This window comes from Luteimonas salinisoli (assembly GCF_013425525.1).
GTDB classification, from domain to species: domain Bacteria; phylum Pseudomonadota; class Gammaproteobacteria; order Xanthomonadales; family Xanthomonadaceae; genus Luteimonas; species Luteimonas salinisoli.
This window is the reverse complement of sequence record NZ_JACCKA010000081.1, coordinates 25,139-36,381: the sequence shown is the minus strand read 5'-3', so window position 1 is coordinate 36,381 and position 11,243 is coordinate 25,139. Positions and strand designations below refer to the sequence as shown.

At 71.4% G+C, this 11,243-nt stretch carries 10 protein-coding genes and 1 other RNA gene; 6 read left to right on the top strand and 5 right to left on the bottom strand.

What is annotated here, in order from left to right; genetic code table 11:
• Positions 1-404: 404 nt before the first annotated feature.
• Positions 405-1,457: a heat-inducible transcriptional repressor HrcA gene (gene hrcA, locus H0E84_RS14455; RefSeq protein WP_180679355.1), complete on the bottom strand. Its 1,053-nt coding sequence runs from the start codon at positions 1,455-1,457 to the stop codon at positions 405-407.
• Positions 1,458-1,616: 159 nt separating this feature from the next.
• Here hrcA and recN point away from each other — a divergent pair, with 159 nt between their 5' ends.
• Positions 1,617-3,278, top strand: a complete 1,662-nt coding sequence (recN, locus tag H0E84_RS14450) for a DNA repair protein RecN (RefSeq protein ID WP_180679354.1) — start codon at positions 1,617-1,619, stop codon at positions 3,276-3,278.
• A gap of 29 nt (positions 3,279-3,307) precedes the next feature.
• Here the strand turns inward: recN and fur are convergent, their stop codons facing one another.
• Positions 3,308-3,712 carry a ferric iron uptake transcriptional regulator gene (fur, locus tag H0E84_RS14445; RefSeq protein ID WP_180679353.1) on the bottom strand — a complete coding sequence of 135 codons (405 nt, stop codon included), beginning with the start codon at positions 3,710-3,712 and terminating at the stop codon, positions 3,308-3,310.
• Between the two features lie 124 nt (positions 3,713-3,836).
• Between fur and H0E84_RS14440 the strand changes: the two genes are divergently transcribed.
• Positions 3,837-4,226 carry an outer membrane protein assembly factor BamE gene (locus tag H0E84_RS14440; protein ID WP_180679352.1) on the top strand — a complete coding sequence of 130 codons (390 nt, stop codon included), beginning with the start codon at positions 3,837-3,839 and terminating at the stop codon, positions 4,224-4,226.
• A gap of 13 nt (positions 4,227-4,239) precedes the next feature.
• Here H0E84_RS14440 and H0E84_RS14435 read toward each other — a convergent pair whose 3' ends face one another.
• Entirely contained in the window at positions 4,240-4,503 is a 264-nt protein-coding gene (locus tag H0E84_RS14435; protein ID WP_180679351.1) for an RnfH family protein, read from the bottom strand.
• A complete protein-coding gene (locus tag H0E84_RS14430; protein WP_180679350.1) occupies positions 4,503-4,934 on the bottom strand; it encodes a type II toxin-antitoxin system RatA family toxin in 432 nt (143 codons plus the stop codon). The genes H0E84_RS14435 and H0E84_RS14430 overlap by 1 nt, the downstream gene beginning before the upstream one ends.
• Before the next feature lie 62 nt (positions 4,935-4,996).
• On the opposite strand from H0E84_RS14430, the gene smpB reads away from it, so the two are divergent.
• Positions 4,997-5,491 (top strand): SsrA-binding protein SmpB, encoded by a 495-nt coding sequence (smpB, locus tag H0E84_RS14425; protein ID WP_180679349.1) that lies wholly within the window; start codon positions 4,997-4,999, stop codon positions 5,489-5,491.
• Between the two features lie 3 nt (positions 5,492-5,494).
• On the opposite strand, the gene H0E84_RS14420 is transcribed toward smpB, so the two are convergent.
• Positions 5,495-7,675 carry a CHASE domain-containing protein gene (locus H0E84_RS14420; RefSeq protein WP_180679348.1) on the bottom strand — a complete coding sequence of 727 codons (2,181 nt, stop codon included), beginning with the start codon at positions 7,673-7,675 and terminating at the stop codon, positions 5,495-5,497.
• Positions 7,676-7,802: 127 nt separating this feature from the next.
• Here H0E84_RS14420 and ssrA point away from each other — a divergent pair.
• The 3 genes from ssrA (at position 7,803) to H0E84_RS14405 (ending at position 11,241) form a co-directional block, all read left to right on the top strand.
• Positions 7,803-8,159, top strand: a transfer-messenger RNA (tmRNA) gene (gene ssrA, locus H0E84_RS14415).
• 189 nt (positions 8,160-8,348) lie between these two features.
• A complete protein-coding gene (locus H0E84_RS14410; RefSeq protein ID WP_180679347.1) occupies positions 8,349-10,253 on the top strand; it encodes an iron-containing redox enzyme family protein in 1,905 nt (634 codons plus the stop codon).
• Positions 10,254-10,356: 103 nt separating this feature from the next.
• Positions 10,357-11,241 (top strand): DUF6999 family protein, encoded by an 885-nt coding sequence (locus H0E84_RS14405; protein ID WP_180679346.1) that lies wholly within the window; start codon positions 10,357-10,359, stop codon positions 11,239-11,241.
• The last annotated feature ends 2 nt before the right edge of the window (positions 11,242-11,243 follow it).

The following is an 11,243-nucleotide window of genomic DNA, read 5'->3' as shown; positions in this document are numbered from 1 at the left end:
GGATGGTCTGCGGCCCTGAGTCCGGCCATGGATGGCCGGACCGAAGGGCGGAGCAACACCCCCGGCGCGGCTCACGCCCCGCGCGGTCGACCGAAAGCGCTCTTCCAAGGAACCAACTGCCAGACGCGGCTATTCATTGGTGCCGCCCCGTGGCGACGGTGATGGATCCCCGCAACGGATGGAACTACCTGGCGCGGCCGGACCGAAGGGCGGAGCAACACCCCCGGCGCGGCTCCCGCCCCGCGCGGTCGACTGAAGCCGCTCTTGAAGGGCACTGCCAGACACGGCTAGTCACTGGCGCCGCCCCGTGGCGACGGTGAAAGATCCCCGCAACGGATGGGCTGCCTGGCGCGGCGACGGCGATGGATCCTCGCAGCGGACGGGCGAGGCCCGGCGCACCGCGATCAGCCGCCGCGCGAAGACTCGAGCGCCGCGCCGAGGACCTCGGCGGTCGCCTGCACCACCGGGATCACCCGGTCGTAGGCCATCCGGGTCGGGCCGATCACCCCCAGCACCCCGAGCACCTGCCCGCCCGCGCCATAGGGCGCCGACACCAGAGACACCCCCTCCAGCGGCGCCAGCCCGGTCTCCTCGCCGATGAAGATCCGCACCCCGGGCGCGCTCACCGTGCGCTCGAGCAACTGCAGGATCTCGCGCTTGCGCGAGAAAGCGTCGAACAGCTCGCGCAGCCGGTCCAGATCGGACAGGTCCTGCACCCCGATCAACCGCGCCTGCCCCGCCACCACCATGTCCTCGCCGCCCGGCGCCAGCGCCTGCTCGGCCAGCTCCACCGTCTGCGCCAGCAGGCTCTCCATCTCGCTGCGCGCCGCGCGCATCTCCTGCACCAGGGTCGCGCGGATGTCCGCCAGCGAACGGCCCGCGAACTGCGCATTGAGATAGTTCGCCACCCGCTCCAGCTCCCCCGGCTCGTAGGTGCGTCGGGTCTGGATCAGGCGGTTCTGGACCTCGTTGTCGGCAAATACCAGGATCGCCATCACCCGCTGGCCATCGACCGCCACGAAATCGATGTACTTGAAAGCGAACTGCTCGCGCCGCGGCACGCTGACCACGCCGACGAAATGGGTCATCGCCGAGACCAGCTCCGAGGCGCTGCCCAGCAGCGACTGCGTGCCGATGCCTGCGGGCAGCTCGCTGCGCAGCCGCGCCACCTCCTTTTCCGGGAGCGGCTTGAGCTGCAGCAGCGAATCGACGAATACCCGGTAGCCCTGCGCCGTGGGCACCCGCCCGGCCGAAGTGTGCGGCGCGCTGAGCAGGCCACTGTCTTCCAGGTCGGAGAGAATGTTGCGGATGGTCGCCGCGCTCACGTCCAGCCCGGCATGGCGGGCCAGCGTCTGCGAGCCGACCGGCTCGCCGTCGCGGATATGGCGCGCGATCAGGGTGCGCAGCAGCTGGCGGGCGCGCGGGTCGAGTCTGTCGCTGGAATCGGTGCCGGCCACGCCACTGGTATAAGGCCCGCGCCGCTTCCGCGCAAGGCGATGGCGCACCGTCCGCCGCGCCGTGCCGTCGCGGCGGTCTCGCGCGCTGCGACCGCGGCCTGCCAGGCTGGCCTCCCGGCCGCCTGGCCGTCGCCCGCCCGCCGCTGCACAATCGCGCCCATGCTCACCCACCTCTCGATCCGCGACTTCGCCGTCGCCAGCGCCAGCGAGCTCGAGTTCGGGCCGGGGCTGACCACCATCTCCGGCGAGACCGGTGCCGGCAAATCGCTGCTGGTCGACGCCCTGGGTTTCCTCTCGGGGCTGCGCGCCGACAGCGGCATGGTCCGCCACGGCGCGCCGCGCGCCGAACTCAGCGCCGAGTTCGACCTCTGCGACGCCCCGGCGGCGGCGGCCTGGCTGCGCGAGCAGGAGTTCGACGACGGCGGCGCCTGCCAGCTGCGCCGCACCCTGCGCGCCGACGGCGGCTCGCGGGCATGGATCAACGGCCGTCCCGCCACCCTCTCGCAGCTCGGCGCCCTGGCCGGTCACCTGGTGGAGATCCACGGCCAGCACGAGCACCAGGCGCTGCTCGCACGCGGCAGCCAGCTGGCGCTGCTCGACGCCTTCGGTCGCCATGGCCCGCTGCTGTCGGAGGTCGCGCAGGCCGCTGTCGGCTGGAGCGCAGTGCTGCGCGAGCGCGAGGCGCTCGAGCGCGGCGGCGACGTCGGCGAGCGCCTCGCCTGGCTGGCCCACCAGCTGCAGGAACTCGAGGACGAACCGCTGGACGCCGAGGCGATCGCGGACCTCGAACAGGGCCACCGCCGCCAGGCCCATGCCGCAGGCCTGATCGCCGCCTGCGATGCTGCGCTCGCCGCGCTAGGCGAGGAGCAGTCGCTCGGCCGCCAGCTGCAGCGCCTGCGCGGGGAGCTGGCCCGGGCCCGCGAGCACGAACCGCGCCTGGGCGAAGTCGACGGCATCCTCGACGCCGCCGGGATCCAGCTGGACGAGGCGCTGCTGCTGCTGCAGCGGATCCGCGACGATCTCGAGCTCGATCCGGCCCGGCTGGAGGAACTGGAGCGGCGCCTGGGCCGCCTGCACGACCTCGCGCGCAAGCACCGCGTGGCCCCGGAAGGCCTGGCGGCGCACCGCGACGCGCTGGCCGCAGAACTCGATGCGCTCGAGCGCGCCGGCGAGCGCCTGGGCGCCCTGGACGGCGAGATCGCCGCCGCGGCCGGACGCTGGCGCCAGGCCGCGGCGCGTCTGGGCGAAGCCCGGCGCCAGGCCGCCGGCGAGCTCGGCCGGCTCACCACCGCGCTCATCGCCGAGCTCGGCATGGGTGGCGGGCGCTTCGAGGTCGCGCTGGAGCCGCAGCCCGAACCGCGCCCCGATCCGCAGGGCGGCGAGCGCGTCGAGTTCCTGGTCTCGGCCAACGCCGGGCAACCGCCGCGGCCGCTGCGCAAGGTGGCCTCGGGCGGCGAGCTGTCGCGGATCTCGCTGGCGATCGAGGTCGCGGCGCTGGGCCTGGATGCGGTGCCGACCATGGTGTTCGACGAGGTCGATTCCGGCATCGGCGGCGCCGTGGCCGGGATCGTCGGGCAGAAGCTGCGCGCGCTCGGCCGCAGCCGCCAGGTGCTGTGCGTGACCCACCTGCCGCAGGTCGCCGCGCACGGTCATGCCCACTACCTGGTCAGCAAGTCCGCGGACGCCGGAGTGACCGAGAGCGAGGTGCGGCGGCTGCAGGGCCGGCAGCGTCAGGAGGAGCTGGCGCGAATGCTGGGCGGGATCGAGATCAGCCGCGAGGCGCGCGCCGCGGCCAAGCGCCTGCTGGCGGACGTGGACTGAGCCGACCCGCCGGGCCGGCAGCGGGCCGTTCAGCGTTTGCGGCGCACGTACAGGACCAGGGAGTGGTCCTCCAGCACGTAGCCGTGGCGCTCGGCGATCTCGCGCTGGAGGCGCTCGATTTCGGAGCTCTCGAACTCGATGATCTTGCCGCTGTCGACGTCGACCATGTGGTCGTGATGACCGCCGCGGTCGAGCTCGTAGACGGCGTGGCCGCCCTCGAAATTATGCTTGAGCACCAGCCCGGCGGCTTCGAACTGGGTGAGCACCCGGTACACCGTGGCCAGGCCGATCTCGTCGCCCCGCTCCAGCAGGTGCCGGTAGATGTCCTCGGCGGTCATGTGGTGCTGCGGCGTCTTCTGCTCGAGCAATTCGAGGATCCGCATCCGAGGATGCGTCACCTTCAGCCCGGCCTTGCGCAGATCGAGGGATTCCATGGCGTCTCGTACCCGTGGTGCGGTGGCGCCACGTCCAGCCGGCGCTGAACGCGGGCGCGCGATCCGGTTGGCGGCGGTCGTCGTGAGTGTATCATCGGCCCGCTTCCCTTCCGCCCGGAATTCCATGCGCAGACTCCTGATTCCCCTCGCTCTCGCCGTTGCCGTCGCCGGCTGCGGCATGATCTACAAGCAGCCGATCTACCAGGGCAGCCTGCTGGAGGAGTCCGCGGTGGAACAACTGCAGGCCGGCATGAACAAGCAGCAGGTCGTGGGGCTGTTGGGCTCGCCGTCGATCGCCGACCCCTTCCACCACCAGCGCTGGGACTACACCGCTTCCCAGCGCACCGGGCGCCGCGGCCGCACCGAGATCAAGAACCTGACCCTGTGGTTCGAAAACGACGCCCTGACGCGCTGGGACGGGGAGTACTTCCCGGAACAGGACGAAGCGCTCGCCAACGAGGTGCGCCGGGTATTCGGGCCGAACCTCGCCCGCGACCGCGGTCGCCGGCGCTGAGCCGCACCGCCGTTCAGCCGCGACGGGCCTGCGCCCGGCGGCGCCGGCTTTCCTTGGGATCGGCCTGCAGCGGGCGCAGCAGTTCGACGCGGTCCCCCTCGCGCAGCGTAGTGGCGCCGGTCGCGCGTTCGCCGAACACCGCGTAGCCGGCATCGTCCGCGCCGCCCAGCCCGGAAGCGGTCACGGCATCGGCCACCGTCGCCGGCTCGTCCAGGGTCACCGCCACCGACTCGAAGCGGCGCGGCCAGGCGCGGACCACCTCGACCCGGACCGCCATCAGCCGTCGCCGCGATCGGCCACGCGCACGAAGTCGTCGACCATGCGATCGGCCAGCCCCTGGAAGCCGAGGGCCATCGCCGGCGCCAGCAGCCGGCTGCGCGGCTCGAAGTCGAGGGTCAGCGTGACCTTGCAGGCCGATTCGTCGAGGGCGTGGAACTCCCAGCGCCCGTCGAGCCGCCGGAAGGGTCCGTCGCGCAGGCGCATGTCGATGTGGTGCGGCGGCGCCAGCGCGTTCTCGGTGGTGAACCAGGTGCGCAGCGAGCCCAGGCCCAGGTCCAGCCGCGCCACCACGCGCGCCTCGTCCCGCTCCAGCACCTCGGCCGCCTCGCACCAGTCGAAGCGCGCCGGATAGGCGGCCACGTCGTCGACCAGCGCGAACATCCGCGCGGCGGAATGCTCGACCAGGGCACTGCGTTGGATCTTCGGCATCGACGGCTCTGTCTGAGGCGGGCGTATCCAACCGTCCCCGGTTCGGGGACAATGCGTCCGCTATGGGCAAGAAAGCAGGCAAGGATAAGGCAAACGGCGGCGGAACCATCGCGCTGAACAAGCGCGCGCGCCACGACTACCACCTCGAGGACCGCTTCGAGGCAGGGGTGGCGCTGCAGGGCTGGGAGCTCAAGGCGATCCGCGCCGGCCGCGCCAACATCGGCGAGAGCTACGCCATCGTCCGCAACGGCGAGATCTTCCTGTTCGGCGCGCTGATCACCCCGCTGATCTCGGCATCGACCCATGTGGTGGCCGACGCGCAGCGCACCCGCAAGCTGCTGCTGCACCGCCGCGAGATCGACCAGCTGATCGGCCGGGTCGAGCGCGACGGCTATACCGTGGTGCCGACCGCGCTGTACTGGAAGGGCAACAAGGTCAAGGCGGAGCTGGCGCTGGCCAAGGGCAAGCAGAAGCACGACAAGCGCGATGCCGAGCGCGAGCGCGACTGGAACCGCGAGAAGCAGCGGGCGATGCGCCAGCACAACCGCAACGCCTGAGCCCTACGCCACCGCTCCGGGCAGGGTGAACCGGAAGCAGGCGCCCTGCCCCGGCCGTCCCTCGCCATGCACCTCGCCGCCGTGGCGATCCACGATCCGCTTCACCGAAGCCAGGCCGATGCCGTGACCGGGGAACTCCTCCTGGCCGTGCAGGCGCTGGAACGGCCGGAACAGCTTGTCGGCGTATTCCTGGGCGAACCCGGCGCCGTTGTCGCGCACGAAGAACCTCTGCCCGCCCTCTGCATGCGGATCGGCACCGAACTCCAGCCGCGCCGGCGTCGCCCCGGCAGTGAATTTCCAGGCGTTTCCGAGCAGATTCTCGAGCAGGTTGCGCAGCAGCGCGGCGTCGCCCTCGGCCTGCAGTCCCGGAGCGACGACGACCTCGACCTCGCGCCCGGGGTCGGCCTGGCGCAGCTCGGCCACGATCTCCTCCGCCATGCGCGACAGGTCCACCGGCACCCGCTTCAGTTCCGCGCGGCTGAGCCGCGACATCTTCAGCAACGCATCGATCAGGCCGTCCATGCGCGCGGTGGCGGCGCGGATGCGCCTGAGGTAGTCGTGGCCGCTGTCGTCGAGGGCATTCCCGAAGCGCTCGGCGAGCATGCGACCGAAACCGTCGATGGTGCGCAGCGGCGCGCGCAGGTCGTGGGAGACGCTGTAGGCGAACGACTCCAGCTCCTGGTTGGCCTGGCGCAGCTCGCGGGTGCGCGCCGCCACCCGCAGCTCCAGGGTGCGGTTCAGCGCGTGCACCTGCGCCTCGGCGCGCAGGCGCTCGGATACGTCCTCCACCTGCACCAGCCGCGTCACCCCGCTGCCGATGTCGCCGGGCACCGGCGCGTAGGTCAGCTGCACGTGGCGCAGATCGCCATCGGGGCGGCGCAGCTCGCGGGTGGCGCGGACCACGCCGTCGCCATCGTGGCGTTCCCGGCCCGCGTCGGCGGCCAGCAGGCGCGAACCGAACGCCGTGCCCGGCAGTTCCGCTGGCGCCACCCCGAGGATGCGCGCCAACGCCGGATTGGCCTCCACCACGCGATCGTCGCGGTCCAGCAGCGCCTTGCCGATCGCCGAGTACTCCATCGCGCTGCGGAAGCGCAGCTCGCTGCGGCGGTAGGATTCGCTCATCCGCGCCGCAAGACGCTGGGCGTGGGAATGCGTCCGCGCCAGGGTCCAGACCACGGCGAACAACAGCAGCGAGGCCAGCACTCCGGCGACCAGGGTGGCGCGCAGCGCCGGCGAGGCCGCACCGGCCGCGGAATCGGGGGCGGAGCGGAAGTCGATCCGCCATTTGCGCCCGTACAGTTCGCGCTCGATGCTGTGACGGAACCGGTGCGGCGAATCGGCGACCTCGGCGTAGCCCGAATCGACGTACAGCTCGGAATCGTCGGCCAGGTCGACGATCCGGAACACCGCCGAACGCTGGATCGGTGCGAGCGACGACTCGACGAACTCGCGCACCTCGAACGGCGTGTAGACCCAGCCCTGCATGGATCCGCGGCGCGCGAGCACGTTGGCGGGGAAGCTGCCGGCACGGTACACCGGCGTGTACAGCAGCAACCCCGGCTCCGTCGCCTCCTCGTCCTGCTGCAACAGCCGCACGCCTCCGGTCAGCTGCGGCGAGCCGCTGTCGCGGGCCGCGTCCATCGCCGCGCGACGCACCGGCTCGGAGTACATGTCGTAGCCGATCGCGGCTAGATTGCCGGGCGTGCCCGGCTCGAGGTACACGATCGGCCCGTAGCGTTGCCGGGCCCCGTGCGGGTCGATGCGGTACAGGCCGCGTCCGGCCGCGCGCAGTTCCATCTGCAGGTCCTCGAGCTCCTTCGGAGTCAGCCAGGCCGCGTAGCCCAGGCCGGTCAGAGCGAAGGAGCGCCGCTCGATGCGCAGCCCGTCGACATAGGACTGCCACTGGCGGGCGCCGGGCCGGGTCAGCGAGCCGAACAGCGAAGCGCCGCCGTGCACGGTGAGCTCGTAGGCCAGCAGCCGCTGGCGCATCAGGTCGACGATCTGCCCGGCCTCGGCGACGAAGTCGGCACCGGCCAGCTGCCGCTCGCGCTCGCCCGCCGCCTGGGCGTACAGGAAGACCATCAGCAGCGAGCCCACCAGCACCAGCCAGGCGAGCTGGTAGCCGCGGCGCGATTGCAGCGGCTCGGCGCCGGCCTCGGGCGTGGGCCTGGTCTCGTTCCCCATGGCGCCGAGCATACCGGGTCCGGCCGGGCGCGGGCGCGGTGAACCTGGGCTGCACGACCCCGCGAGGGCGCTTGTTTCCCGCCGCCGCGCCCCTATACTCGATGCCGTCAGCGTTGTTGACGCTCCCGGGGGTGCACTGGCTTCGACGGGGGTCGCAAAATCGCTTGGCGCATGCCGAGGGGGCAGCTTTCCTCGTAAATCCAGCGGCAAACTCATAGTTGCCAACGACGACAACTACGCTCTCGCCGCTTAAGGCGTAGCCCCGAACCCAGCTTGTGTCCGTGCTCGCCGGGTGTAGGGTCATCTATCACGGAATCGCCGGGAGTGGCTGCCTGTCAGCTCCCGGTCAACACAAAGCAGGCTGGTCCCGGGGTGCGCTTCGCACACCGTGCTGCTCCGGGACGAGACTCAACGGTGAGCTAAGCATGTAGTGCCGGGGATGGAGTGCCTTCGGACGGCGGTTCGATTCCGCCCACCTCCACCAAACAGAAGGGCCTGGACAGTCTCCAGGCCCTTTTTCTTTTGTACGCCGCCTCCGGCGCCACGCAGCGCCACGATTCCGGCGAGACCGTCATCTTCGAGACACTTCTCCGCTCTTCGCCGGACAGGAGGCCATCCGGGAACCAAGCTCCCCGGCTCCGGTATAAAGACGCAACCACAGGGGGCAGGACGCATGCGATTCGAGGACGTGTACATCACCGCCACCGGCGCGTTCTATCCGGGGCCGGCGGTCGGCAACGACGCCATCGACCGCTACATCGAGCCGCTCAACGCGCTGTCGCCGCGGGTCAAGCGGCGGATCCTCGGCGAGAACGGCATCCGCACCCGGCACTACGCGATCGATGCCGAGGGCAACAGCACCCACAGCTGCGCCGGCCTGGCCGCGGCCGCGGTGCGCGCCTGCCTCGGCGCCGAGCCTGCGGACGCGCTGCGCAACGTCGACCTGCTGGCGGCGGCGACCTCCTCCGGCGACCTGATCCTGCCCGGCTTCGCCAACATGGTGCAGGCCGAGCTCGGCGCCCCGGCGATGGCCACCGCCAGCCACCACGGCGTCTGCGCTTCCGGCATGGCGGCGCTGCAGCACGCGGCGCTGGCGCTGGAACACGGCGCCTACGGCGAGGCGTTGGTCGCCACTGCCGAGTTCCCTTCGCGGCTGTTCAAGCGTTCGCGCTTCGCCCCGGTCGGCTACGACGCGGACTTCGACGCGCATTTCCTGCGCTGGATGCTCTCCGACGGCGCCGGCGCCTGGCGGCTGTCGCGCACCCGGCCGGATTCGGGCATCGTGCTGCGACTCCGCCACCTGCACCTGAAGTCGTTCTCCGGCGAGCTGCCCCTGTGCATGCAGGCCGGCCTGTCGCCGGAGGGGCGGCACTGGGGCGACTACCCCAGCTTCAGCGAGGCCGACGCCGCCGGGGCGATGCTGCTGCGCCAGGACATCCGCCTGCTGCCGCAGCTGTTCGACGTGGGCACCCACGAGTACGTGAAACTGGCGCAGAACGGTGCGATCGACCCGTCCGCGGTCGACCACTTCCTCTGCCACTACTCCTCGCAGCGCTTCGCGCCGGTGGTGAAGCAGTGCCTGGAACTGGCGCAGCTCGAGATCCCCGAGGCGCGCTGGTACAGCAACCTCGCGGTGCGCGGCAACCTCGGCTCGGCGTCGATCTTCACCATGCTCGACGACTTCCTGCGCGAGAAGCGGCCGCGGGCCGGCGAGAAGGTCCTGCTGTTCGTGCCCGAGTCCGGGCGCTTCACCGTGGCGTTCGCGCTGCTCGAGGTCGTCGATGCCGCCTCCCCGGAGCAGCCGCGCGAAGCGGCGGCGGCGCCAGCGACGGCGGCGGCACGGCCGGCAGCCGCGGCGCAGGAGGCGGCCGGTCTGCCCGAGCCGCCGCACAGCCCGGACCCCGCCACCCAGCTGCCCGAGGTGGCGCGCCTGCTGCGCGAGCTGGCGCTGGTCTGGCACGACTACCGCAGCCGGGTCTGGCGGACCCCGCTGGTGCGCCGGATCCTCGACGGCAGCGTCGCGAAGGACGACTACGTGGCCTGGATGGAGCAGTGGGTGCCGCAGGTGCGCCAGGGCAGCCTGTGGATGCGCAAGGCCGCCGACCATCTCACCCCCCGCTACGCGTCGCTGCACGCCACCGTGCACCACCACGCCGACGACGAGCAGTACGACTACGACGTGCTGTTCCAGGATTATCGCAATGCCGGCGGCAAGGTGGGCTCGCTCGACGCACTTCGGCGCAATCCCGGCGGCGAGGCGCTCAACGCCTACCTGCACGCGCGCGCCGCGCAGCCTGACGCGGTCGGCCTGCTCGGGGCGATGTACATCATCGAGGGCACCGGTCAGCGCATCGTCCCCGCGCTGCTGCCACTGCTGCGGCAGCGGCTGGGCTGGCTGGGGAAGAGCTTCACCTTCCTCGCCTACCACGGCGAGAACGACGTCGCCCACCTGGAGCGCTGGCTGCGGGCGCTCGAGGCGACGCTGGAAATCGGCGGGCGCGAGGCCTCCGACGAGATCCTCGAGGACGCACGCCATGTCGCGGTGCTGTACGCGCGACAGCTGGAGATGATCCGATGACCCCGGTGGAGCCGGGCTCGCCGGGCTGCGCGGGCTCCGGAGCCGGGAGCAGCGGAGCAAGCTCCGCTCTACGAACGGGGCGACGTAACGAAGGAGATCGCGAATGAGCAGGACCGAGGACTGGCTCGACGCCCCGCACGACCCGCGCGACCCGAACCCATGGCTGGCGCTGTACCTGGACGCCAGCGGGCCGCTGGCCGACGAGGTCAAGCGCGCCTGGCTGGCGGACGCGGCGTCGCGTTCGCGGCAGTTCGTGCTGCCGGTGGTGCGGCCGCTGGCGCGGCTGTCGATCGTGCTGATCCAGCTGCTGAAGATCGTGCTGCCGAACGGCCTGACCTCGTCGAAGTGGCTGCACCGCACCATCGTGTGGGGCATGAAGACCTTCGTGCGCCCGGAGGCGAACTGGCTGATCCTGCGCCACTTCCACCTCGGCTCCCAGGTGCTGGCCTTCATCGGTCGCAACGCCCTGCCCGGCCGCGAACTGCCCTCGCACCCGCTGCGCCCCGCCGACATCGATGCGCTGCGCGACGACGTGTTCCTGCAGCACGATCTCAACCTGTTCAATTTCGTCATCGAGCTCAACCGCGCGCTCGGCGGGCGGCCGATCCAGCCGCCGGCCGGCCTCGATTTCTCGATGATCGAACCGCCGCCGCTGCGCCTGGAGGAGATGCCGCGGCGCTGGACCAACTTCATCGACCTGCAGACCGCGATCGAGGTGTACACGCCGGTCTACCAGCTGTTCCTGACCGACAACGATTTCTGGCGCGCCACCAATTCGCTGCAGCTCGACGAAACCATCGGCATCTACTGCGCCACGCTGCTGCAGCGGCCGGACTACCTGGTGTTCCTCAACAACAAGCACCCGCTGGTGCCGCTGACCACCCTGCGCGCTGGCTTCCGCCTGGTCCTGCATGGCCTTTCCACGGAAATGCTGCATGCGCTGCTCAGCCGCGCGAAGGCGGAACACGCGGCGCCGTTCCAACGATGACG